The following is a 25,109-nucleotide window of genomic DNA, read 5'->3' as shown; positions in this document are numbered from 1 at the left end:
CCCTCAAAACAGGGCCTGGAATCGATTTTCTCCCGTCAGATGGGTAAAAGTATGGGGTAAAAATCACCTCGATTCAATGGGCTTTGGCTGCCATCAGGTGAGGTGCAAATCTGCCGTATTTTGGCAAACAGGGCGCTATAACCCCTTCGTTTCCACAGGAACAGAAAAGGGCGGTTTTACGGGGTTTTCCGGTATAGCCCGGCACATCAGGAAAGGAAAAGGAGCCCGGTTTGAGATTTTTTTCCCGAAAGGGATGTACCGTTTTACGGGCAGAAAGTGACAGAACAGTAAATATGCCCTTTGTTCCGGGTTTTTTAAGATCTCGGTAAATCCTGTTTTTATCAGGCAAACCTTCATTTACCTGAATGATATATGGTCACTCGGACAGGTAACGGAAAGTGGGAACCGATGACTGGTAAGAATGCGAATCATCCGGCATGCATTGAAGCGGAAATCATCGATAATGCCAATGACCTCATTGCCGTTCTCGATCCCCGGGGCAAGGTCCAGGTCTGGAACAGGGCCGCAGAAACGCTAACCGGGTATCCACGGAACGAAGTCATGGGCAGAAGCGACGTGTGGAAGCGACTGTATCCGGATGCGGAATACCGGCGCAGCATAACGAAACGGATCACAGACATCATCACCTCACTCCGGTTCTTCGAGAACCTCGAAACAAAGATTACCACAAAAACCGGCGAACAGCGGATCATATTGTGGAATATCCGGCAGATCGAATCCGAAGGCAATTATTGGGCAATTGCCATCGGACGGGACATCACCGAACGCAAACGGGCAGAAGAGGCGTTGCAGGAGAGCGAACAGAAATATCATGATATTATCGATAATGCAAACGATTTAATACAGAGCATCACGCCTGAAGGTAAAATTATTTATGTTAACCAGGCATGGATGAAAACGCTTGGTTATTCCGAAACAGACATCCCTCATTTATCGTTAAATGATATTATCCATCCGGATTCCCTGTTGCATTGCATGGTCGCCTTCAAACGCCTGTTATCCGGAGAAAATATCGGTACTATTGAGGCTGTTTTCATCAGTAAGGATGGCAAAAAGATCTCTGTTGAGGGAAATGTCAATTGTCGGTTCATTAATGGAAAACCAGCATACACTCGCGGTATTTTTCGTGATGTCACCGAACGCAAACGGGCAGAACTGGATCTGGTATCTGCACAGCAGAGACTGAAAGAAGCGCACCGGCTTGCACATATCGGGACGTGGGACTGGATTATCGAAAACGATACAGTGTTCTGGTCCGAGGAATTGTACAATATTGCCGGCTTGGACTCTTCATTACCGGCGCCCACGTATGCAGAACATCCACGTATCTATGCCCCGTCCAGCTGGGATCGTCTCAGCGGTGCGGTCACGACAGCACTCGCTACCGGTGAACCGTACAACCTTGAACTGGAACTCATTCGTCCGGATGGCAGCAAACGATGGGTAAATGCCTTTGGTGGCGTAAAACGTGGTTCAGATGGAAAAATCAGCGGGTTTCATGGTACGGTTCAGGACATCACCGAACGCAAACTGGCGGAAGAGGCCTTGCGCACCAGCGAGGAACGGTTCCGTAGCATCTTTGACATGGTTAACGACGGGATCCACATCCATAATATTTTACCGGACGGGAAGCCCGGAAGATTTATTGAAGTAAACGAAGTTGCCTGCCGGATGCTGCAGTATACCCGGGAAGAGATGCTGAAATGCGGGCCCCTTGATATAATCACCGGCTACCACAGCCGGCCTTTCGATGAGATCATGAGGGAATTATCCACGACCGGCCGTTCATTCTTCGAGGCTGAGCACCTGCGAAAGGACGGGATCATCGTTCCGGTCGAGATCAATACCCACGTGGTAACTCTCCAAGGAAAACGGGTAATGGTTTCGGTGGTCCGGGACATCACTGAACGCAGGCAAGCTGAGACAGCAGTCCATGAATCAGAGCAGAAATTTCATATTATTGTTGATGCTGCACGAGACGGGTTGCTCGTTGCGGACCAGGAGACACGCAGGCTCGTGATGGCAAACGCAGCAATCCTGAAACAGACGGGCTATTCTGAAACGGAACTGCTCAGCCTTTCGGTAGCCGATATAATCCGTCCGGCAGATCTGCCATATGCAATCGAAGAGTTCGAAAAACAGATCCGCGGGGAAATAACCCTGTCTTCTAACATACCGATACTACGGAAAGACGGCACCGTCTTTTTTGTCGAAATCAGTTCCGCCCCGATTATCCTGCAGGGCAGAAAGTGCCTGCTCGGCATCTTCCGGGACATAACGGAACGCAAACAGATGGCGGATGTGATTTCAAAATCGCTCAAAGAGAAAGAGATGCTCTTAAAAGAGATCCACCACCGGGTCAAAAACAACATGCAGGTGATCTCAAGTCTCCTCTACATGCAAGCAAAAACGCTGAAGGATGAGACAGTAAAAGGCATATTACGGGAAAGCCAGAACAGGGTCAAATCCATAGCACTCGTGCACGAGAAACTCTATCAATCCACGGATCTCGATCGGATTGATTATTCAGAATATCTACGGGAAATCACTGGTCATTTGTTTGAATCCTATCAGGTTGATCCAAATATTATCAGTCTGCAGTTGAATCTGGAAAATGTATTTTTGCATATTAACAAAGCCGTGCCCTGCAGTCTGATCCTCAATGAGATGATCTCAAATTCCTTAAAACATGCATTCCCCAATCGAAGAAAAGGGCTGATCACGATTGATATGAGGATGAAAGCGGATAGGTATATCGTTATATATAGCGATGATGGTATTGGAATTCCTGAAGGAATCACGTTTGAACGTACCGAATCGCTGGGAATGCAGCTTATTTACGGTCTGGTTGAACAGATCAGTGGATCGATTGAACTGGAGCGGGAAGGCGGAACCAGATATACGATTACGTTCCCGGTATGAAAAGAAGGGGGATTTATGGGTAAAGTGAAAATACTTGTTGTCGAGGACGAATTTGTAACAGGTTCAGAAATCCGGTCACGATTGACTGAAATGGGATATGATGTACCAAAAGTGGTGGCCACAGGAGAGGATGCCATCAGGATGGCTGGTGAATTTAATCCGGACATTGTCGTGATGGATATCACTCTGAAAGGCGAGATGAACGGGATTTTGGCTGCAGACCAGATCCGTACGCGCTACGGAATACCGATAGTCTACCTCACAGCCCATTCGGATGATGCCACTATTAAAAAGGCAATTATCACCGAGCCGTTTGGATATCTCATCAAACCGCTCGAAGAAAGGGCATTGAAAACCACGATCCAGATGGCACTTTATAAGCACTCGATGGACGAGAAAGTAAAAGAACGTGATCGTACGATACGGGCTCTGTTAAACACTACTACCGATGCGATGCTTCTTCTTGATAATGACGGGAACGTTCTCGGTGCGAACGAGACAATGGCAAAAAAACTCAAAAAGAAGGCTGACGATCTCGTTCACATGACTGTCAATGATCTCCTTACAGCAGGAGCAATCACTGCCCGTATGGCTGAAGAGGAGAGAACGGTCCGATCCGGAAAACCAGCTCATTTTATTGAACAGATCAAAAACAGGTGGCTTGAAAACAGCTTGTATCCGATTTTTAATTCACGGGGAATGGTGACAAAGATTGCGCTCTACTGTCACGATATCACCGCCATAAAGGAGACAGAAGGTAAATTGGAGCAATTGAATTTACAACTGTTGAATAAAAACAAAGATCTCCTCAAGTATACCGCAACCCTCGATGGTATGGATGACATTGTTATCATTACCGATCATATCGGATTTATCAGTTATTTGAATCATGCTGCGGAAAAAATGCTGGGATATTCTCTTGAAGAGGTGATAGGGAAGCACATTAATGAGTTCAAATCTCCGGAATCAAAATTTGCACTCGGAAAAGAGGACTTTTTAACGGATACAAAGAGTGTCTGGACGGGGAACCTAATGCTTCGGAACAAGCACGGGCTTAAAATCCATATGTCCCTCAAGAGTTCTCCTATTATGAAAGACAACCAACTGATTAATCGCACATTTGTGTTAAGGGAGCAGCTGGTGCATCGAATCTGAAAAATAGGGGACAACCTCCGGTGATATTCCGGCAGGCTCTTTTTTATGTTTCCCCTATTCCCCTATTTTTTCAAATCTTCATCAGAAAAACCGACCTTCAAAACAGGGCCTTAAATCGCGTTTCTCCCTCGCGATCGGGTAAAACTACGTGGCCGGATTGGCCTCGATTCTATGCCCTTTAATACCCCTTCGCTGAAGGGCAATCCTGTCGCATTTCGGCAATCAGGGCGCTATAACCCCTCCGTTTCCACAGGAACAGAAAAGGGCGGTTTTACGGGGTTTTCCGGTATCTGGCCCCTCTTTTCGGGGTGAAAAACGGAGCCTAATTTGGGGTTATTTCCCTCAGGGTTTAGACCCTCAAATTTCAGGTACCTCCGGCGAGGGTTAAATAAGGTGGGGGATCGTCTCGCACCCTAATCCCCAAAATAATCCCCACCACCTGCTGAGCCTTCACCGGATCGAGGACTTGTGCGATCACAAGTCCGGCAACCCGGCCCACTTGGATCACATCCGGCATATTTTCATCCCATTCAGATCACCGTTCCGCCGATCTGTGAGCTGCAAATCTCTAAATATACCTTTAATAGATATCCAGATGCTCTGCCCTGATATGACAGTTTAAATCCGCACAAATTACAAAGAGAACTTCCATACAATTTCTCGATATCCGTCATATCAGGGAAGTTCCAGCAAGAGGTTGACATATCATGGTCTCAAAAAGGAAAAAGAAGTCAAAAATACCGGTTCACAATAAAGTTGAACCTGCCCGAGTTGATACTGCCGTACCGTTAGATATTCCTGCAGAAAAATCCGTTGAACAACTAATTCAGGAACTTAACGATCCTGACGAGATTGTCCGTTCAACCGCCGCCGGCGCACTTGGACACCGCAAAGCGGAAAAGGCTGTCGAACCGCTTATCCAAGCCCTGCATGACAAACATGTCTGGGTCCGGCATGGGGCTGCATGGGCGCTCGGTGAGATAAAACCAGAAACCGCAATCGACGCACTCAGGCTGGCATTGAATGACGAGGATGAAATAACGCGGGGGAAAGCAGCCGAAGCATTGGGAAAAATTCAGGGGAACTAAACGAGTATAATTAACGAATTCTGATGCGTTGACGATTATTGAATGATCTTGCACTTCATAATACTTCATAACTAATGATTGAACCAGCCGCTGACGAATCACAACCTTTACTGAAAGCGATTACGTGATGTGGGGTAACAAAAAGGTAGTTTCGTACCGGTTCGCCGGCAAACAATTAATCAGAATTGAAAAGGGACCGGGGTCTGCTACTTCCGACCCCAACCAGCCTCAAATTCCCGTAATCATCCCACCCACCTGCTGAGCGGTCACCGGGTCCACAACCCGGGCCAGCACCAGCCCGGCCATCGCAACGAACAAGGTCCAGGTCATTTCGGGAAATGGTAGCTCTGCGGCGATACCGGTTCCTTCCATATCTCGAACAGGGGATAATTTATATCGTTTTGAAAGAGAGTGGACAGTTAATATCTTATGGGGCGAAAGAGGTGAAAATAAAGAAAAAATACCCGTTCTGGAGAACCACCCCCTCACTTGGCATGCGACTGGTCACTTCACTTGTCGACCAGATGGACGGGACGATTGAACTCGACCGGAGTTCCAGGACGGTTTTTACGATTGTCGTGAAGAAGAAGGAATAAGGATAGATCAGGCAACAAACAATCTGAAGGTTGAAAATGAACGGCAGGAAAACAGAGACAGACAATGCAGAAAATAAATTCCAAAAGAAACGACCTGATGTACTCAAACGTGTAAGAATCCAATACATCCTTGTTTTTCTGATGTTTATCATTTTCGTCGGGCTTGGGATCTTTTATATCATCAACCTGAACCAGGTTGCAACTGATACAGCGATATCTTCCTACCAGCAGACTGAACTGGAGGTTGTCCGTGAAGCAGCCCGCGGTGTTCAGGAATACGTATACGTACAGACAGTGGTGCTTGGCCGAAAGGACATACCGGCTATTGAACAGGAGATTTATACAAAATTAATCGATCCCATCCGCCTGTTGAAAAACGGTGATGCCTGGATTTATGCGCCGGATCATATCGTATTTGACCAGAGTGCGGATCTGCCCGAGGAATACTGGGGCAAGAGCATGGCGCAGATCTTTGCCCTCCAGCAAAAAAGCGGGGCGAGCCACTATGAGGAGATGACTGCGGATGTCAGCAATGCCCGGGAAGGGGTCGGGTATTATGTCTGGCTACCGGAAAAAGGCCCTGAGATCGCTGCATGGACACCGGTCAGGGTCGGCAATAACACATGGACAATCGGCCTGTCTACCCCGCTGCCGGAGATTCTTGAAGCAAGCGGTGCCTCGTCCCAGATAGCCATGGCCACAGCGGTTATCCTGTTCAGCATCATCCTTGCCCTCATCCTGCTTTCCCTGTGGTTATATTCCGATCTGAAGCGAAGGCAGGTCCATGAGGAACTGCGCGAGAGCGAGGAGAAGTACCGCACTGTCTTTGAGAATACCGGCACCGCGATGGTTGTCGTGGAAGAGAGCAACATTATCAGCCTCGCCAATGCGGAGTTCGCAAAACTGAGTGGTTTTTCCAAAGACGATATAGAGGGAAAAAAGAGCTGGACCGAATTTGTGGTCAAGGGGGATCTGGATCGGATGCTCGCCCAGCACCGGTTGCGCAGGCAGAACCGGGAGAAGGCACTCACCCACTACGAGTTTCGGTTTGTCACAAAATCCGGGGATATCCGCACTGTCTACCTCTCTATCGATGTCATCCCAGGAACGAAAAAGAGCGCAGCCTCCCTCCTGGATATCACCAGGCGCAAGCGGGCGGAGGAAACATTGCGGGTTGTTCAGGAAAAATATACAAAAGCATTCCACTCGGCACCCGATGCAATCACGATCAGCGAACTGGATTCCGGGCGATTCGTTGAAGTAAACGAAGCCGCAACCACAATCTTCGGGTACTCCCGTGAAGAGTTGATCGGGAAAAGTGCACTTGAACTGGGTATCTGGCCGAAAAAAGAAGACCGTGCTGCCTTCATTGATCAGATAAAGCAGCATGGGCGGATAATCCAGTATGAGGTAATAGAGCAACGGAAATCCGGTGAACTGTTCAATGCACTGGTTAATGCCGATATTATGTCTATAGGGATGCAGAACTTCCTCATCGCGATTATCCGGGATATCACCAAGCAGAAACAGGTAGAAGGTGCACTGAAAAAAAGCCAGATTCAGCTCTCAGAAGCGATGGACCTGGCACACTTAGCGAACTGGGAATTTGATGTTCCGACAGGCATCTTTACCTTCAACGATCGGTTTTATGCTCTGTATGGCACAACGGCAGAACGGGAGGGCGGGTACCAGATGCCGGCAGAAGTGTATGCCCGCGAATTTGTTCACCCGGACGAAATAAACGTAGTTGCCGATGAAGTGAATAAGGCCATACAGGCAACCGATCCTGATTATGTATCTGAATTGGAACACCGGATTGTCCGCAGGAATGGTGAGATCCGGCACATCATCGTGCGTTTTGGAATTACGAAAGACGAAAACGGCAGGACTATCAAGACCCACGGTGCGAATCAGGACATCACTAACCGGAAACTGGCTGAGGAATGGCTGAAAAAGTTCAGCGAGGAACTGGAATCGAAGGTTACCGAACGTACCGAGGCGCTGAATAATTCCCTGCACGAGAAAGACATTCTCTTTAAGGAAGTCCACCACCGGGTCAAGAATAACATGCAGATCATCATCAGCCTGTTAAACCTCCAAAGCCGCACCATCGACGACCCGGTTGTCCTGAAGGTGATCAAGGAGAGCCAGAACCGGATCAGGGCGATGGCGCTTGTCCACGAACGCCTCTACCGGTCCGGCGACATCTCAAGAATTGATCTCAAGGACTACATCCAGTTCCTCGCCAGGGAACTCTTTTCGTTTTACGGTGTCAAACCGCAGCTCATACGCTTTACCATCAATGCACCTGCAATCATGGTGAACATCGACACGGCGATCCCTCTGGGTCTCATGATCAATGAACTCATCTCCAATGCGATCAAGTACGCTTTTCCCGGGGACAGGAAGGGGGAGATTGTCATTGATATCAAAAAAGACAAAAATGATATCTTTCTTATCGTGCGGGACAACGGTGTCGGTATCCCACAGGACTTTGACTGGCGCAACGCCAAGTCGCTGGGGCTCCGGCTCGTGATCTCGCTCGTGGAACAGTTGCAGGGTACGATTGAACTCGACCAGACGACCGGCACGACGTTTACGATTGTCATAAAAGAAAAACAGTGAACAGGAAAGGAGATACAGGGAGTATAAGTATGGAAGATGACAGGGATGGTCAGGGCACCGGATGGGGTTTAGTTGAGAAGTACTTCCTCTCAGAGAACGTCTGGCGGGCACTCATCCTCACCAGCTCAGCAGCAGTCCTCCTCTTTTCCATCTACTGCCTCTCGCACGGTATCACGATCATCTTCATGCATTTGTATTATTTCCCGATCGTGCTGCTTGCCTACCGGTACCGGTACCGGGGATTTGTGCCTGCCACGCTCCTTTCTCTTGCCTATGTCGGGCTTGTCGTTTTTTTCCAGCCCGTTGTGGTTGCCGTCAAGGATCCGACGAGCTGCCGCGATATCGATGCCCGGTGCCGCTTCTGTCTCCCACGGGAGCTCGAGCAGCAGGTCGAGGTAGTTCCTTATGACCGGGCTCTCGTGGTTCTGGCTGCCCCCCGTCTCCAGTTTCCGCACTTCGGCAAGGGCTTTTTTCTTAATGTCACCGGGCATCTTTGACTGTTCGATCTTCTCCCGGTATCCCCCGTCATCTGGTCCGGAACCGTCGATCTCACCGAGTTCCTGCTGGATGACCTTTAACTGTTCCCGGAGCATCGCTTCCCGGTTGGACCTGTTGACCTTATCAGAGACTTTCTGTGCGATCCCGATCCGGAAGTTGATGTCCTCCTTCATCTTTGCAAGGAGTCCGATGAACGCAGCCGTGCGTTCCCGGACGGAATCGATCTCAAGGAGCGCCTGCTTCGTTGATACGGGGACCGGCAGGAACGGTACGATAAATCCCATGATCGGACCGGCCGAGTCCATCCGGTCAAGGGCCCCGGTAAACTGTTCGGACCCGTGGAACCGGCTGCCGATCTCATGGGCGACCGTCTTGATCTCTGCCACCAGCGCTGCTTCCTGTGCGGCATCGAGGTCAAGAAGATCCGGGGCGGGCCGGTGCGTGGCGCAGAGCAGCCCGTCTTTTCCCTTGAACAGTCCGGCAGTGACCCGGTGCACAGCCAGCGCTCCGATCACAAAGCCGTCATCGGCAGGCTGCACGAACGCGATCTTCAGGAGGTTGCCGGTCCTGTACAGGGAATCTTCGGTCGGTCCGGCCTCTTCGTTCTCCTCTTGTACGGTCAGCCCGACCGCGTACGCGGTGCCGGTACGCTCTATCTCTGCCTCCAGGATCTTCCCGATCTTTTGGTCAACCTGGAGTTTCGTGCGGGTGCCGGGAAGGATGACCACCCCGGAGAGCGGCAGCACGATGTGCACGTCCGTTCTCCCGGCCTGATGCAGATCTGAATCTCTCTTTTCAAACATAATGCCTGGATATATCTGGGATTTTTCTTCAATGACAAACCGGTATTCCCGTCTTTTTGGGACACCACGATGTTTACCTCACGGTAGGGTTTATCCAATAATAAACATTCGTTTCGTACCACACCGGAAAAAATACCGGAAGAAACCTATTATCCCTGAGTGCACAGATCATCCCCTATGATACCCCGCCGTGAAAATGTTCCCGAGGACACCGAGGAGAACCGGGAGATCTGCAGGAAGTACTGCACGATCTGCCCGACCTACCGGGCGCACCACTTTGAGAACTGCGAGCCAAAAGAGCTCTTCTGCATACGCGGCCGGACCTCGTGCGAAGACAAAAAAGAAGTCCGGTGCTACTGCCTGGGCTGCGAGCTCTTCGCAAAATACCATCTCCAGCTCGCGTACTTCTGCACCAAGGCATAAGGCCGGTCTTCCGCACACTTTTTTCCTGCCCCCCCGTCTGATGAGCGTTTCGATAACCCCGAAGATCCTCCTGGAAAATCCGGGCCCGTAACGGGCCCCGTTGTACCTTTTTTCCCTCACCCCGCCAGGTATCAGAGGTCATAATTCTTAAAAAACGCGGAATAATCCACACAAAAGTGCCAGTTTTCACGCCGGAGAGCATGAGGCAATATATAGCAACGTTACGGCGGGCGATCGGGAGCATAAACGGGTTGCAGGACGTTGGAGGGCCGGAACGCCCTGTTCTGCCCCTTTATCCGAGGTTTGTTTCCGACGGACTCCGGCGTGAATTTCAGGTATGTGTCGGACGAATGTCTGACAACCCGGGCCGGACAGCTACAAAAAGCCTAAGAGACAGCAGTACTTTTATGGACGCCACTCTCCGACGGTGGGACGGATCTGGGGATTGCCCAAAAGCATGATTCGAGCCTGGATTCCGGGCATAATGGTCGAAGACTTCGGTCTTCTCCAGTCTCATGCCTTCGGCATTCAACTTCCCCAAAAAGCGGGAATAATTCGCACTTTTCATCCATTTCTCCGACGTAAAATGAAGGACGTAATTAGCGCTAATTGCGGGCACGATCGGGTGCCGGATCGGGTTGTAGTATGCCTGAATGAAAAGAACCCCTGTTTTTGCCCTTCATTCCGGATCTTTTTTCTGTAAAATTTTCTCGTAGGATTTATCGAGCAGCATTTTTTCGTCCGCCATATATCTATCTTCGAGCAATGACATTTTGTCAAAAAAATAAAAGATATATTTATTTATACCAAATTTTCATTTTAAGATTATACGCACATGGAATCTACTGAAATTAATTGCCCCTACTGTGGGGCAGTAAACGAAGTTGAAATGATTCAAAGTACTTGTATTTTTCCTCATCCTCTGATAGAAACAAAAAAAAATACGAATGATAAAATTCTTTATAACGAAAAAAAACACGATAAACAAAACCCGTGTATCATATGTGGTGAAACAATAGTAGTTACATATTTACCCAATTCTTCTAGATCAAGAATTTCAGATGAATTAAAATATTACACTAGAATTCTTAATGGTCGAAACTTAAATACAGATAATAGACTTTTTGTTGAAAAAATAATCGATTATGTTTTCAGTTTCAAAATTATTTGGTGTATTTTTTCAATCTTAACTCTTCTTAGCTTTATTCTCTATTTTTATCCACGATTGTTTCCATTTAATAACCCCCAATTATCGGAAGTAATCCCATTTTTTGCATATCTCCTTTTTTCCATCGTCTTAATTTATTTTTCAAAAAAGTTTTTATTAATGTTAAGGATGCAAGCATCACCAGAACATTTGTACCTAAAATTATCTGATAATTACAAAAAATCGAATTATTGCAAGGTGTATGAAGAATGGCAAATTAAATCTCAAATTTTTTCCCCACCATATTCAATTATTTCTCATGCGACAACGGTGGGTCTTCTTTGCGTAGGAATGTATTTGTTAATTAAATATGGAGTGTTTATTTCATTGTTCGGAAATATTTACGCTAGGACGAATTTTATTCCAATGCCATTTACCAATAATCCAGTAATTTTGTATTCGATGTCTGATTTTTTATTCTGGTCTGAAATTTTTTCACTACCGTATGGTATCTTGGTATGGTTTATTTTTGGAAATTTATTAAGTATAGCATTCGCGGCAATTGAAAATATTGGACTTTTAAGTCTTAAGAGTAAATTTAGTGAAAAGATACTATTCGATGATGAAACAAACAGCAGTATCCCAAAGATTTGGTTTTACTCTGTTTGGATCATTGCAATCATGTTTTTCTTGATCACAACCGTGATGTATTGGGCGGCGATTGCATCTGATGCTTTTGCTCATATGAGAACAGATCCATTTTCAAAAATAATGGGTTTCATTTCTGTAATTTCATTATTCGCAATTTTAACTTGGATTTTAGTATCTCCAATAATTCGATATCGGATAAAAATAATCGACATGATCAGGACGTGTCAAAAAAACCTAAAAGAACGTTTAATTTATATTGAAAATTTAACTTTTCATACAAACAGTGATGTCGTAAATTATAGTAAAATCTCAAACAAAATAACCCGTTTAAATTCGATAAGTGAGTGGCAAATTATCTTCGGAAAGTTTGGATATAAAAAATATTTAATCACCATCTCAATCCTTACAGCAACAGGACTAATTTCTGGACTCCTCCCGACTGTAGCATTAGGTCTTTTTCAATTTATTGCTAAGACCTTTTTCAATTGGTTATAATCTCTGAGAACAAACGATTAAATTATTTTGATAAATTAAACTATTTTTCTGGCTTATCAGTGTTAGATTCAATATTATTTTTTTTTGAATAAAGATAGCCATCGTAGGTAGATGGAGAAAGTATCGAAATAATGTTATTCTTGAACTTATTGTCAAGATTATCAATAGTAATATTATTCGATGAATCAAATCCTCCCGTAGACGCTGCAACAAAGTGCCTTAAATTCTGAAAATTTTGAATTATTTGATCAGCTTTAATTTGTCCTTTTTCTTTCTCGAATTCTTTTAATTCTAAAGATGGTCTCTCTTTTATTACATGAAGAGCTTCTGAGACTTCATCGTAGATATCCAATGATTTACCTTTTTTCAACGTTTGAAATTCTCTACGAAGAAATGTTTGATGATTTTTATATGTTGTGTCGCTTGAAATAATAATTAAATCATCATCTATCTTTGATAAAAGAGATTCCCAATTAATCTCATCTCCTATCGAATACTTATCTTTAGTTGTAGGAGGATTACCCCTCAATTTCCTTGAATGTGCTTTTTGTATAATATTTTCTGTTCTTTTTATTATTATGACATGAGAATCTTTCACTGTTAGTTCATTAAAAAATTGAAATATAATATCATCATTGGGATTATCATGAATTCTTTGAAATTCTTCGACTAAATCTTTCTTTAATTCTTTAATGTCTTCTTGCAATTTTCTGATTTTTGAAAATTTTGGGAATTTACGAATTAACGCGTTCTGACCCAAAGTCTCTTCAAATTTATATGATTTTATTTGGTGAATTAATCTCTCTAATTGAATGTCCCTATTCCGAATAAATTCATCAATTTGCTGTTCCGTAACAACTAAATATGGTCGTAATTTGTTAAAATCGTCAATTATTTTTGAAAGATCCTTTGATGTCCAATAAAGATCAATAAATTTTTCAGTATCCACAAATATTTTTTGCATTGTTCAATTATGCAATAACTCCATTAAAAGCAATAAAACTATTCTGCAGTTGAGTTAAAGGCTCTAAACAAATCGGCTATAAAGGTTTAAAATCAATGGATTGAGTTTGTCACTTCGGATAGAATCCAGCTAACGTTTTCATATCGTGCAATATCATCAACGATGTCGACGATATTTTCAACCGCAAAATCAACCTTATTGATCACACTCCCCTCCCCCCAACCATCCCCTTCAATACCGACCCGGCAAAAAACTAAGACGAGATGAACTTCGACCGGCGGTACTGGATCTTCATCGGGGCCGCGATCTCCTGTGCCACCATCTCGTCCGCATCCACGCTCCACCTTGCCTTGCTCCAGAAAGAACATTTCATGGAGTGCAACTCAACCTCCGCCGCCTGTTTTGCCGCAGCCGGCATGGTCCCGTGCATGGTGCTGGGAATACTCTCCCTGCTCCCGCTCATGGTTGCGGTCCCGTACCTCTTCGGGCAGGAAGAGAGGCCGGGCCTCGCGTCGGTGCTGGTGCTCTCGTGCATCGTTGCCTATACGGCGCTCGATGCCGCGAATAATGTTGCGGCCATCTTCGGGTATCACGACATCTACTTCTTCGCCCATTCGGCCATGAGTACCGTGAGCAATGTGACGGGAACGATCGCGGGGACTGGGGAGTCGCTCTGCTGAAGCGGCACGCTGCAGGTCCAGGATCGGCCGGGTATCCCCTGCCTGCCGGCCCTGTGCGTGCGTTCCGGACTTCAGCCTGGGCTAAAGAATAAATCAGTCCTTTTCTATTGTATTAATCATGGGTCAGAACATCCGGTTGCTTTTCCTCGGTTGTTGTATTGCCTGTCTCCTTATCTCCTCAGCCTGTGCCACCTCACCCGAGGCAGAGGCACAATGGAATATATCCTATCATCTGTTGCTTGAGGGGAAATACCACCTGGCACTTGATGCAAGTGAGAAAGCAATCGCACTTGACCCGCAGTTTGCCAAGGCATGGAATGCAAAAGGCACCGCATTACACAATCTTGGGAGGAACGATGAAGCGCTGGAGGCATTTACAAAGGCAGTCGAATTGGATCCCACGCTTGAAATTGCCAAACAAAATATCGCCCATGTTCAGCTTGACCTGCAGACCGGCGCCCCGTTAACGACCTTATCCGAGGCAGAGGTACAATGGAAAATATCCTATAATCTGATGCTTGAGGGGAACTGCTCCCCGGCACTTGATGCAAGCGAGAGAGCAATCGCACTTGACCCGCAGTTTGCCCGGGCATGGAATATCAAAGGCCTCGCATTGCACTGTCTTGGGAGGAACGATGAAGCGCTGGAGGCATTTACAAAGGCAGTCGAATTGGATCCCACGCTTGAAGTTGCCAGGGAAAATATCGCTCATGTCCAGCGTGAGATGCAAAACAGGACCCCGTTGACCACCCCTCCCGTAATCCTGCCTGTCTTCAGAAACAAATCCATCCGGTATGACGGCGAACTGGGATATGAACCGGCAGGAAAACTGACCGGGTGCTGGGCCTTTTTACATAAAGGGCATGCGGTATTGTATTCAAACAATAAGACGATCATCGTGACCGGTGTGCGGGTGGCCGGATGCCGGTACGGGGATAACGACGCGAAAGTCCGGATCGAGATCTGGGATAAAAACCTGACAACCTTATACCATGACGTGATCCCGTATGAAAAAATTCCTTTCAATACCACCATGCCCGGGCAGTCATGCGAACGCGATTCCTCTTGGATCGATATCGGTCTTCCGGATCACGAAGTGAGGGGTGATTTTTATATCGTCATCTTCACCGATTCCTATTCCATATCAGATAAAGAGCACGGGATATACATCCTCTATTACACGCCCTCGGAAACCGGGACATCCTCCATCGTGCTCCCCAATCCAAACCGTATCGATAATTCAACGATTGGAAAACAGAACTACAAAGCCGGCGAGTTCGACTGGATGGTCCATGTGCTCTATACAAATCCTCCTCATCCCGGAGAAGGGGTCTCTTCACCGGATATTTCCGGAACAGAAACCGCTGGATCCGGCCAAGCACCGGTTCCGACGAAATCGCCGGTAGAGGAAGGACTTGTAATAACCGGGCTGGTGTTTGGGGCACTCTATCGGAGAATGCGGCGCTGACCCGGTTCGCGGATATTGCGGAATAACCGGGTTTTCGTCAACACCCCGTTACATTTTTCCCCGGGTATGGGCCGGCACAATCCGGCACAAAGAGGTTAAGCAGGTTCTGACCTCTCAAACCCCTCTTCCCACCATCCCGCACAGATCCCCATAATCGCATATACGGCAGCCCACGCACAACGCCATTCCCTGTCAATTCCTCTATCAACCCAAGGCCCCCAACCATCCCCTTCAATACCGCCCCGGCAGAAAACTAAGACGAGATGAACTTCGACAAGCGGTACTGGATCTTAATCGGAGCCGCGATCTCCTGTGCCACGCTCGCGTCAGCATGCACGCTCTGCATGGCCTCGATACAGGAACATTTCATGGAGTGCAACTCAACGTCCGCCGCATGCTTTGCTGCAATCGGCATGGTCCCGGGGCGCAAAGACCAAAAAGAGTATCCATAAAAAAAATTCAATAGAGGATAACCATAGCAGTAAAACAAAAGTGTGAACACTGTGAGAAGGATGCAATCGGGTTCCAGTCATTCGGGTGCTGTTGTGCCTATGTCTGCCGTGAACACGCTGACAGCCTCCTTCTCGCACTCAAACCCGGTGAAAAGAAGTCGTCCGGTGAATGTTACTTCGAACGATACGATACCGCTGGATAATATGAACTGGAGAAGAACGCACAGGCATTCTTTGATTGCGATCGTCTGCCTGATAACCGGAAAAAATAATTTTGGATCGGTTCTTCCTCACACCTGTAATGAAAAGGCAAAGAGCGGTCCCGGTTATGACATGACCCACGGGGACACAACGTGAACTTCCACAAACGATACTGGATCTTCATTGCGGCCGCGATCTCCTGTGCCACGCTCGCGTCAGCGTGCACGCTCTACCTGGCCTCGGTGCAGAAGGAGCACTTCATGGAGTGCAGCTCCACGTCCGCCGCCTGCTTTGCTTCAATCGGCATGGTCCCGTGCATGGTGCTCGGGATCCTCGCCCTGCTGCCGTTAATGGTTGCGGTCCCGTACCTCTTCCGGCAGAACGAGAAGCCGGGCCTCGCGTCGGTGCTGGTGCTCTCGTGCATCGTTCTCTACACGGCGCTCGATGCCGCGAATAATGTATCGGCCATCCTCGGGTACTATCACGTCTACCTGTTCGCCCACGGCGTCCTCGATACCGCCAACAATGTCACGGGAAGGATCATGGGTACCGGGGAGTCGCTCTGCTGAACGGCACACCGCGGCTGTTGGGACATCAAAAAATATTCTGATTTTTTTAATTGTTCATGATATGGAGCCGGGGCCTGAACTCGTCGGGTTGCTGATACACGGCAACCGTCTGTAAACTCTCTCAAGGGAATATTACCGGTAATTTCTCCTGAAATCGTCGAGGGCAATTCCAGCCTGTTTCAGGATCGCGTTCCGGGTGCCTTTTTTAAGTTCGCGATGAAGAGGTACGGAAAAAACAAAGCCACGCGTTCTGTACAACAATATGACTTGATGTCTGGCGTCGTACGGTAAAACCCTGTTTTACGAGATACTTTACCATATCCTCGCCGGAGATGACCGGGAGTTTACGCGACATCAGCGACTTCGACCTTGGAAATCTCCCACCGGGCTGCAGGGATATTCCTGTGGAGTTCTTCCCGCTGGACTTCCAGGACAAGTTCTATTGCTTCTTTTATATTGGCAAGCGCTTCTTTCCGGGTCTCACCCTGGCTGATCGCGCCGGGGATCTCCACGCACTGGACGGTAAAACCTCCTTCCTCCTGGGGTTCAAGCACGACCGTATATTTCATGGATGTACCTTTATGCGGTAAAGATATTCATTTTTTCTCTGATACACCAGGAGCTGCAAAAAAATTTCACTCCTTCTCCCCCACCTCGCAAAAATCCGTATAATCACATGTCCGGCACCCTATGTGTGACGCCCTCTCCACAACCTCCCTCGTACATGGTCGCCCGGGAGCCAGGGCCTGAGCTAACGCTTACGCAGGTACACCACTGTCACTTTTTTTAGGGCAGCGCCCCGGCCGCATTTGTCCCTTTGCGGGATGAAAAGATCAGGCAACCCAGTGCAGCACGTTCCGCACCACGGACCAGCGGGGCCCGACCGCTCCCGGGATCTTGCCGAGCACCCAGTAATCGTACTTTTTCTGGAGCATCCCGTAGTCCTTTTCCATCGTGATCCAGTAATTCAGCGCGAGGAGGTAGGACTCGCTGCTGTCACGGGCTACCGGGTACCCGTACATCATCAGGTAAGAATCGTAGGGTTCGATGATGGCCACATCGAAGAACGGGTACTGCAGGGTCAGGGTATACCCTTCCTCGGCGGGAATCATCAGGGCATCCGCCCTGCCCTTTTCGAAGAACTCCTCGCGCGAGTCGATCGGGACGATGGTTGCACGGGGGAGCAGCTGCCCTGCCACCTTGACCATCGCCGTGTTGTTGAAGACGGCAACTCTCAGGCCGTCCATCTGCTTCACATCATCCAGCTTCACAAACTCCCCCTTCTTCCCGTCCGGTACAACGAACGCCAAGTGGACGGTGACGGTCGGGTCGGTGAATTTCATCGCATCGAGCCTCTCCCCGTTCACCATGACCGCAGACATGATGATGTCGCAGTAACCGCTATCGAGGGATTCGGCAAGGTTGGTCCCCGTGATCGGAACGAACTCGATCCGGGAGACATTCAGGGTCCGGGCCAGGTCGTAGGCCATCTCCACGTCGTATCCCACCAGTTCGCCCTTGTCGTTGAAGAACACGAACGGGACATTGTTGCTGTTGTACCCGACACGGAGTACTCCCCTCTCCCGGATCTGCCGGACCTCATCGCTTCTGCCGGAGGCCGCAGGAACGATGGCCGGGACATCCTCCTTATGCAGGTAGACCGTCGTGTTCACGACACTGTCCAGCCGTTTTCCCTCCGGATCAGGGGGCAGCTCGATCCGGGAGATCTGGTCGCCCCCGTGGTAGGTGCCTGCCAGCAGGTACGTGAAGCCCGTATGCAGCCCGGCGATGAGGAGGGCTGCCAGCAGGATGACGATGAAAAGCGACATGAGCGCCCTCCTCCACCGGAACCGGCACCGGTTCGTGGTGAGGGCAATGGTGATCGTGGAGAACGAGAAGATCGAGATGACGCTTAAGGGGGCCACGAAGGCCTGCCGGAGGATCCCCGAGCTGATGTACAGGTTGTACGCGTCGGCAGGGAGGTGCATCAGGTCCAGGAGCGAGATCACCGAGATCTTGGACGATCCAAAGAAGCTCGGGATCCCCACGACAATGAGTTTCACCTGTTCAACGAAGTTCAGCGGGTCATGGTACAGCCAGGCCACAAAGAGGATGAAAAGGAAGGGGACGAGGCCGCCCAGCAGCGGGAAAGTATAGGCAACAGGCACCAGGATCTCGCTGTACGACCGTATCTCGCCCCGGGCAGGGTCCACACCGGGGTCTCCGGCCGGGCCCGTCCCCCCTCCGTTGGCGGTATCAGGTTCCCGGGCCTTCCCGGAGAAGAGCTTCTCAACCCCATCGGTGATCAGCGGCAGGGTGATGAATTCCGTGCCGGTCGAGAAGGCGAGGAGCAGGGGCTTTGAGGCGGCGGCAAGGATGTCCCGGTAATGGAAGGTGGTAAAGCAGGTGACTAAAAGGGGCATGACCACAAGACCAAGCAGGATGGCGGCAGCGGCAAGGGTGATGATGAATACCTGGAGGTCCAGGAACCCCTCGAAGGTCAGGGTCCCTGCCATCACGGCGGTGATGACAAAGATGCCGACCGGGAAGGTCATGGCAATGATGTGCGTCATGCGGTCGAGCGCCCGCAGCAGGGCCCGGAGGATGGAAAGGACCGGCCCGCTCCCGTCGTCCAGCATCAGGGCAAACCCCAGGAACAGGCAGAAGAGCACGGTTGCCGGGATGATCCCATTTGACAGGGAGAGGAAGGGATTTGACGGGATGAACTGGTCGATGAGGTCGATACCGGTCTTCTGGGCCAGGTCCTGGGTGCTGAAGAAGGAGGCTTCTATCCGGGGGGGAAATGCCAGCTGGAACGAGAAAAACCCCACGACGCCGATGACCCAGATCAGCAGGATGACCAAAAACGCCTTGAGTGCGATGGCTTTTGCCGTGTCCCGCTTCAGGCTCCCGATACCGACGATCAGGGAGAGGGCGACGGAAGGCAGGATCGTGATCTGCCAGATCTTGATGAACGCCTCGGAAAGAGGTTTCATGAACGAGCAGAGGTCCCCAAAGACAAGGCCCGTGAAAATCCCGAGGATGAACCCCAGCAGTATCCAGCTCGTGAGGTTCAGGCGGGGCAGTTTCATGTTGTTTTTTCTCCGGGCCTTCGGGCCGCTGGTGCACGATCGGCCGGGACCGCCGGACACTCGCGCGACAGCAACCGCCGTGGAGAGAGCCGGTACGGCGCCATGCACCCGGGACCATATCCGGCGTCGGTTTCGGGCCAGGGTCCAAGCGTAAGCGAATATTATATTCATCATTATTTAACAGTTACCGGAGGAGATTGCTGTCCGCAAAGAACCGCCCCGGTTGTTCTGCCGGAAGTACATTTCACTCGCTATGATTGCCAGAGACCCCCCGGCCTGGAACAAATCGCATGGATAATGAGCATAGCCGGAAGAATCTTTGTAAATGTCTGTCGCGCAACCATCAGGAAAGAAATCCGGCCCGCGACTCCTTTTTATCGATAATATCCGGATTGTCCTGATCTGCCTTGTGATCATGACGCACTGTTCGATCACCTATGGCGGCCCCGGCAGCTGGTTCTTTGTGGACCCGGGCAATGCTCCCGGGACACCGCTTGTCCTTGCCATCATCGATTCGCTGAACCAGTCGTTCTTCATGGGCTTTTTCACCCTGGTCTCGGCGTATTTCGTCCCGTCCTCGCTCCTGAGAAAGGGCCGGGAAAAGTTCACGCGTGACCGGCTGGTGCGGCTCGGCATTCCGCTCCTTTTCTGGGTGCTTGTCCTCAGCCCCCTTCTCCTGCTTATCCTTACGGTAGCTGGCGCACCGCTTCCCCTGCCCGTGGCAACCATTCTGAACCCGGTAACCGGTCCCGGGTTCGGGCCCATGTGGTTTGTCTTTTTCTTAATCGTGGCAACGTTTGCGTACCTTGCATGGACCGGGCTGCACCGGCCGGACGAGCCCGGCTACAAAAAACCGCACCCGTTCCCGGGTTTTGCCGCCATCGCTGCCTTCGGGCTCCTGCTGGGGATCATCACGGCGCTCGTCCGTATCTTTGTTCCAATCGGGTCAACATGGCTGTTCAATTTCCAGATCCCGTTCTTCCCGCAGTATATCGCCCTCTTCATCGTCGGCTTGTATGCGGCGCACAACCGGTGGTTCGATACCATCCCCGACCGTCTGGGGAAGGCATGCACGCTCGCGGCCCTTGCACTCATAGCCATCCAGCCGTTCTTCGTCTCCGCGGTCCTCGGTTCGCCGGCAGGGATTTCGCTCATCACGGGCGGGCTCCAGTGGCAGTCCGTGCTCTATGCCCTCTGGGAGCAGATGGCGTGCATGATGATCATCACCTCACTGCTCTGGCTCTTCTCCCGATATCTCAACTCGCAGGGGCCGGTAACCGGCGCGATGGCCGGGGACTCCTACGCCGTGTACGTTTTCCACCCGGTCGTCCTCATATCCATCTCCCTTGTGTTCGCGGGTATTGCCCTCCCGCAGCTTGCAAAATTTGCCATCGTGCTCCCGCTGGCCATCTGCATCTCGTTTGCCCTTGCCCACCTGATCCGTGCGATGCCCGGGGTATCACGGGTGCTGTGAGTGGTACGGCTTTCCTCTTTCCGGTGTAATCTGACGGGGAGGCCGTTCCGGATGTCCGGCCATATGGATCTCAAATCGTCTCTCTTTATTTTCCGGAACACCAACGATCGATCGTTACCATCATGTCCGCGAAGCATTCTCTCCTCATCCTCATTATCGGCATCGCCTTGGTCCTTGCTGCAGGATGCATCCAGCCTGCAGCTGAGCAGCCTAAGGCACCGGAAACATCCTTTGTGAACATGACCGTTCCGTTTCCGCCCATCCCGGTCGCGAGTACGGACGGCGTCAACCTTGCCTACGAACTTGAACTCAAAGCGGCAAATGATATAACGCTTGCGCCGGAGAAGGTCGAGGTCATCGACCCGGTCACCGGAAAAGTCATCTACACCGCCGACGGCGAACTGTTATCTGCCCTGTACCACCCGGCAAGTGTCCCGCCGCCCACACCGGCCGAGCTCCAGAACGGCACGGGAAAAGTCCCCGTCCCCCGAATATCGATCTGGTTCGTGGTCAGCCCTGATGCCGTACCGGACCGGCTCTCCCACCGGCTCACCCTGAACCGGACCGCAGCCGGCCTTTCCCCCCTGACCATAACCGGCGGTGACGTTGCCGTACAAAAAGGTCTTGCACCGGTGGTCGTCGGTCCCCCGATGCAGGGCCCGGGCTGGCTTGCGATGGAGACGACTTCGCCGCTGACACACCACTTCCGCGCCCAGATCACCATGAACGGCGTTCCCAGAGTCCCCCAGCGGTATGCCCAGGACTGGATCCTCGTGGACCCGGCAACCGGGCAGGCTGCTCATGGTAATGCGACCCTTGCCCGGAACTATTACGGGTTTGGCAAAGAGATCCATGCGGTTGCGGGCGGGACGGTCGTGGATGCCTCAGACGTCCTGCCGGATATCGAAACGATCTACTCCGCCCCGCCGGCAACGGTCGCCACCGCGGCAGGAAACTACGTCATCGTAGATATCGGGAACAAAAAATACGCCTGCTATGCCCACATGGTCAACGGGTCGGTCCGGGTGAAGCCCGGTGAGAGCGTGAAAGAAGGCCAGGTGCTCGGCCTGATGGGCAATTCCGGCAACTCCGACATCCCGCACCTCCATTTCCAGGTCGTGACGGACAAAGCGTCCTTCCTCGGTGCCGAAGGCTATCCCCACGTGTACCGCTCGTTTAACGTGATTGGAAAAGTCAACCAGACGCTCGCCGAGGAGCGGCTCTCCAGGCCGGGTTATTCGATAAACCAGATGTGGTCTGAATTTTCAAAAATTGTCACCTTTGATAAAGAGCCGGTGCCCCAGCAGAGCCGGCTCATGGAGAACAATGTGATTGTCAGGTTCCCCTGATACCATTTTTTTTCATTTCTCCCTGCAGGAACGGGCGGGATCTTTTCGGGCAGCCGGCCCTCATTCTTTCTCCCCGGCTTCGCACAAATCCGTAAAATCGCAGGTCCGGCACCCCATGTATGACGGCCTCACAAGAAATTCCCTCACACACACCGCCGCGACTATCTCCTGCACTCGTGACAACATGGAAAGGGGATTGCCGCATGCCAATTATTATAATCTATAGCGCTATAAGTTATAGCAGGTATGCAGCAGAACGCAAGCAAGCACGGGAAGTCCCGGCGGATGCGGGTTAAAAAGCCTGGAACAAATCCATCGGCCGGGATGGGATCGGTACGGACAAACATGAAAAAACACGGTATCCGGCAGAAGACCTCGATCCAGGTATCGGGGAATACCAAACTGGACCTTGACCGGGTAAAAACCGAAGCAGACGCGGAAACTTACGAGGACGCGATCCGGTTCCTGATAAAGGAACGGAAGAAACACCGCCCCTCGACGTTCGGGCTTCTTGCGGGCGCTCCGTCATTTGTCCGGGACGAGGAGGAGGATTCCCATCGGATACGTCATTGACACGTGGGTCTGGGTGGAATACTGGCGGGGAAACGAAGCGGCAAAAAAGTGGATCGAGAACGATTCCCCGCTCTTCACCTCAACGATCACCCTTGCAGAAGTTGTCCGGTTCTTTGTTTCAGGGGGACAGGACGAGGCCACCATCCGGACCTGTCTTGACGATATCCGGGCACGAAGCTCCATCCTGCCGGTTGATGAGGATATCGCGGTTGCTGCAGGGCACTTGAAAAAACGGGAAGTTGCCGGGATCGCCGACTCGATCATCCTTGCCACGGCACGGAACGGCGACCATAAAGTCGTGACCGGCGATCCGCATTTTAAGGAAATTACGGACGCCATTTATCTCGGCCCCTGAATTGCAGGACCCGTAATTTTCATCAAAGAATCTTTTTATCAGATGAAAAATTCCGGTAATGTTCCGGAACCCGTCTTCGGTATGGGATATACAATCTCATGACCGGTCTCCCTTCTCCCCTGTCTCGCACAGATCCGTATAATCGCAGGTCCGGCACCCCATGTATGATGGCTTCGCCACAAACTCCTCCGCACACACGGCGGCGATCATGCCCAGCAGCCGCTCTTGGCAATATCCGGGAACCACAGCATGGTCAATCACTGGTACACTACCCCATCGCGCCACCAACTCCCCCAATCTCTTAACCCACTCATGAAACGACGATTATCAGGCATGTTCTTACTTTCCCGGTGCACGCGTAATCATATATTATCGTGATCTGTTCCACCGGAGTACCGGAGGAAATGATCTTATGCCAGTCCACCCCGATGTTCCAAATCCCCTGTATGATACGCTCCGGCAGATAATTCACGACGCACGGCAGAGGGCTTACCAAGCCGTCAACCATGCAATGGTCGAAGCGTACTGGAACATCGGGCGGTTGATCGTAGAAGAAGAGCAGGCTGGCAGGAGCCGGGCAGGATATGGGACTCACCTTCTCGAAGATCTGGCCGGGCGACTGACTGGTGAATTCGGGCGCGGTTTTTCTGTCGCGAACCTCAAGAACTTCCGGCAGTTTTTCCTTGTCTTCCCACGTGGATGCCGCGAGGACGATATCCCTCCTAATAAAATTGGCTACACAGTGTGTAGCGGATTGAGCTGGTCGCACTACCGGCTCCTGATGCGGGTGGAGGATCCTGCTGCCCGGGGATATTACATCGGGGAGGCAATCAGCCAGAACTGGAGTGTCCGGGCCCTTGAGCGGCAGATCGATTCACTTTATTTTGAACGTCTCTTAAAAAGCCGCAGCCGGGATGCTGTCATAGCTGAGGCAAAAGAAGCAACGCAGTCGCTTGCCACGCGCCCGGAGGATTTTATCAGGGACCCGTATGTCCTGGAATTCCTGCAAATCCCGGAATCTTTATCGTATCTCGAACGGGATCTTGAGAAGGCGCTGATCGACAAACTCCAGCAGTTCCTCCTGGAACTGGGAAAAGGATTCTCGTTTGTTGGCCGCCAGTTCAGGATCAGTACTGAGACATCGGAGTTTTATATCGATCTTGTTTTCTATCACTTTATCCTGAAATGTTTCGTCCTCATCGATCTCAAAACGGGAAGGCTGACACATCAGGATATCGGACAGATGGATATGTACGTGCGGCTGTTCGAGGACCGGGTAAAAACAAACGAAGATAATCCGACGATCGGCATCATTCTCTGCACGGAAAAAGACGAAACGGTCGTGCGGTACTCGGTACTCAATGACAGCAGCCAGCTCTTCGCATCGCGGTACAAACTCTACCTCCCCAGCGAACAGGAACTCGTTGCAGAAATTGAACGGGAAAAAGAGATCATGCGAAGGTTGGATCACGGGCGTTCCTGAAATTCCGGAAGTATGGATCAGATCA

22 protein-coding genes are annotated in these 25,109 nt (G+C 50.3%); 17 read left to right on the top strand and 5 right to left on the bottom strand.

Annotation, left to right across the window (positions count from 1 at the left end; all coding sequences use genetic code 11):
- Positions 1-372: 372 nt before the first annotated feature.
- From OS112_04425 to OS112_04405, 5 genes are all read left to right on the top strand, one after another.
- Entirely contained in the window at positions 373-2,943 is a 2,571-nt protein-coding gene (locus OS112_04425; GenBank protein ID WAC05881.1) for a PAS domain S-box protein, read from the top strand.
- A gap of 15 nt (positions 2,944-2,958) precedes the next feature.
- Positions 2,959-4,098: a PAS domain S-box protein gene (locus tag OS112_04420; protein ID WAC05880.1), complete on the top strand. Its 1,140-nt coding sequence runs from the start codon at positions 2,959-2,961 to the stop codon at positions 4,096-4,098.
- 707 nt (positions 4,099-4,805) lie between these two features.
- The gene (locus OS112_04415; protein WAC05879.1) at positions 4,806-5,186 is read left to right on the top strand and encodes a HEAT repeat domain-containing protein; all 381 of its coding nucleotides are present in this window, start codon (positions 4,806-4,808) and stop codon (positions 5,184-5,186) included.
- 443 nt (positions 5,187-5,629) lie between these two features.
- Positions 5,630-5,782: a hypothetical protein gene (locus OS112_04410; protein WAC05878.1), complete on the top strand. Its 153-nt coding sequence runs from the start codon at positions 5,630-5,632 to the stop codon at positions 5,780-5,782.
- 141 nt (positions 5,783-5,923) lie between these two features.
- Positions 5,924-8,407 carry a PAS domain S-box protein gene (locus OS112_04405; protein ID WAC05877.1) on the top strand — a complete coding sequence of 828 codons (2,484 nt, stop codon included), beginning with the start codon at positions 5,924-5,926 and terminating at the stop codon, positions 8,405-8,407.
- Positions 8,408-8,532: 125 nt separating this feature from the next.
- Here OS112_04405 and OS112_04400 read toward each other — a convergent pair whose 3' ends face one another.
- Positions 8,533-9,660, bottom strand: a complete 1,128-nt coding sequence (locus OS112_04400; GenBank protein WAC05876.1) for an LON peptidase substrate-binding domain-containing protein — start codon at positions 9,658-9,660, stop codon at positions 8,533-8,535.
- Positions 9,661-9,885: 225 nt separating this feature from the next.
- Between OS112_04400 and OS112_04395 the strand changes: the two genes are divergently transcribed.
- Both OS112_04395 and OS112_04390 read left to right on the top strand, forming a co-directional pair.
- Complete coding sequence (locus tag OS112_04395; GenBank protein WAC05875.1) at positions 9,886-10,131, top strand: DUF2769 domain-containing protein; 246 nt, start codon at positions 9,886-9,888, stop codon at positions 10,129-10,131.
- 835 nt (positions 10,132-10,966) lie between these two features.
- Positions 10,967-12,424: a hypothetical protein gene (locus OS112_04390; protein WAC05874.1), complete on the top strand. Its 1,458-nt coding sequence runs from the start codon at positions 10,967-10,969 to the stop codon at positions 12,422-12,424.
- 40 nt (positions 12,425-12,464) lie between these two features.
- Here the strand turns inward: OS112_04390 and OS112_04385 are convergent, their stop codons facing one another.
- Positions 12,465-13,373, bottom strand: coding sequence for a PIN domain-containing protein (locus tag OS112_04385; GenBank protein ID WAC05873.1), 909 nt, complete (start codon positions 13,371-13,373; stop codon positions 12,465-12,467).
- Between the two features lie 278 nt (positions 13,374-13,651).
- On the opposite strand from OS112_04385, the gene OS112_04380 reads away from it, so the two are divergent.
- From OS112_04380 to OS112_04360, 5 genes are all read left to right on the top strand, one after another.
- Complete coding sequence (locus OS112_04380) at positions 13,652-14,068, top strand: hypothetical protein (GenBank protein WAC05872.1); 417 nt, start codon at positions 13,652-13,654, stop codon at positions 14,066-14,068.
- Between the two features lie 118 nt (positions 14,069-14,186).
- Complete coding sequence (locus OS112_04375; GenBank protein ID WAC05871.1) at positions 14,187-15,536, top strand: tetratricopeptide repeat protein; 1,350 nt, start codon at positions 14,187-14,189, stop codon at positions 15,534-15,536.
- A gap of 263 nt (positions 15,537-15,799) precedes the next feature.
- Complete coding sequence (locus OS112_04370) at positions 15,800-15,988, top strand: hypothetical protein (protein ID WAC05870.1); 189 nt, start codon at positions 15,800-15,802, stop codon at positions 15,986-15,988.
- A gap of 99 nt (positions 15,989-16,087) precedes the next feature.
- Positions 16,088-16,345, top strand: a complete 258-nt coding sequence (locus OS112_04365; GenBank protein ID WAC05869.1) for a hypothetical protein — start codon at positions 16,088-16,090, stop codon at positions 16,343-16,345.
- Positions 16,342-16,758, top strand: coding sequence for a hypothetical protein (locus OS112_04360; GenBank protein ID WAC05868.1), 417 nt, complete (start codon positions 16,342-16,344; stop codon positions 16,756-16,758). The genes OS112_04365 and OS112_04360 overlap by 4 nt, the downstream gene beginning before the upstream one ends.
- Positions 16,759-17,102: 344 nt before the next feature.
- On the opposite strand, the gene OS112_04355 is transcribed toward OS112_04360, so the two are convergent.
- Positions 17,103-17,327 (bottom strand): type II toxin-antitoxin system HicB family antitoxin, encoded by a 225-nt coding sequence (locus tag OS112_04355; protein WAC05867.1) that lies wholly within the window; start codon positions 17,325-17,327, stop codon positions 17,103-17,105.
- A 264-nt stretch (positions 17,328-17,591) separates the two neighbouring features.
- Complete coding sequence (locus tag OS112_04350; protein ID WAC05866.1) at positions 17,592-19,850, bottom strand: cation:dicarboxylase symporter family transporter; 2,259 nt, start codon at positions 19,848-19,850, stop codon at positions 17,592-17,594.
- Positions 19,851-20,175: 325 nt separating this feature from the next.
- Here OS112_04350 and OS112_04345 point away from each other — a divergent pair, with 325 nt between their 5' ends.
- The 4 genes from OS112_04345 to OS112_04330 all read left to right on the top strand — a co-directional run bounded on the left by OS112_04345 (position 20,176) and on the right by OS112_04330 (position 23,601).
- Entirely contained in the window at positions 20,176-21,324 is a 1,149-nt protein-coding gene (locus tag OS112_04345; GenBank protein WAC05865.1) for an acyltransferase family protein, read from the top strand.
- 122 nt (positions 21,325-21,446) lie between these two features.
- Positions 21,447-22,673 (top strand): M23 family metallopeptidase, encoded by a 1,227-nt coding sequence (locus OS112_04340; protein ID WAC05864.1) that lies wholly within the window; start codon positions 21,447-21,449, stop codon positions 22,671-22,673.
- Between the two features lie 246 nt (positions 22,674-22,919).
- The gene (locus OS112_04335) at positions 22,920-23,246 is read left to right on the top strand and encodes a hypothetical protein (protein WAC05863.1); all 327 of its coding nucleotides are present in this window, start codon (positions 22,920-22,922) and stop codon (positions 23,244-23,246) included.
- A 13-nt stretch (positions 23,247-23,259) separates the two neighbouring features.
- Positions 23,260-23,601, top strand: a complete 342-nt coding sequence (locus OS112_04330) for a PIN domain-containing protein (GenBank protein ID WAC05862.1) — start codon at positions 23,260-23,262, stop codon at positions 23,599-23,601.
- Positions 23,602-23,697: 96 nt separating this feature from the next.
- Here the strand turns inward: OS112_04330 and OS112_04325 are convergent, their stop codons facing one another.
- Entirely contained in the window at positions 23,698-23,862 is a 165-nt protein-coding gene (locus tag OS112_04325) for a hypothetical protein (GenBank protein WAC05861.1), read from the bottom strand.
- Between the two features lie 151 nt (positions 23,863-24,013).
- Between OS112_04325 and OS112_04320 the strand changes: the two genes are divergently transcribed.
- The gene (locus tag OS112_04320; GenBank protein WAC05860.1) at positions 24,014-25,084 is read left to right on the top strand and encodes a PDDEXK nuclease domain-containing protein; all 1,071 of its coding nucleotides are present in this window, start codon (positions 24,014-24,016) and stop codon (positions 25,082-25,084) included.
- Positions 25,085-25,109 lie beyond the last annotated feature (25 nt).

The sequence above is a fragment of the Methanoregula sp. genome, from assembly GCA_026625165.1.
In the GTDB taxonomy this organism is placed as follows: domain Archaea; phylum Halobacteriota; class Methanomicrobia; order Methanomicrobiales; family Methanospirillaceae; genus MVRE01.
The sequence above is the reverse complement of the archived record's forward strand: the minus strand, read 5'-3'. Positions and strand labels throughout refer to the sequence as shown.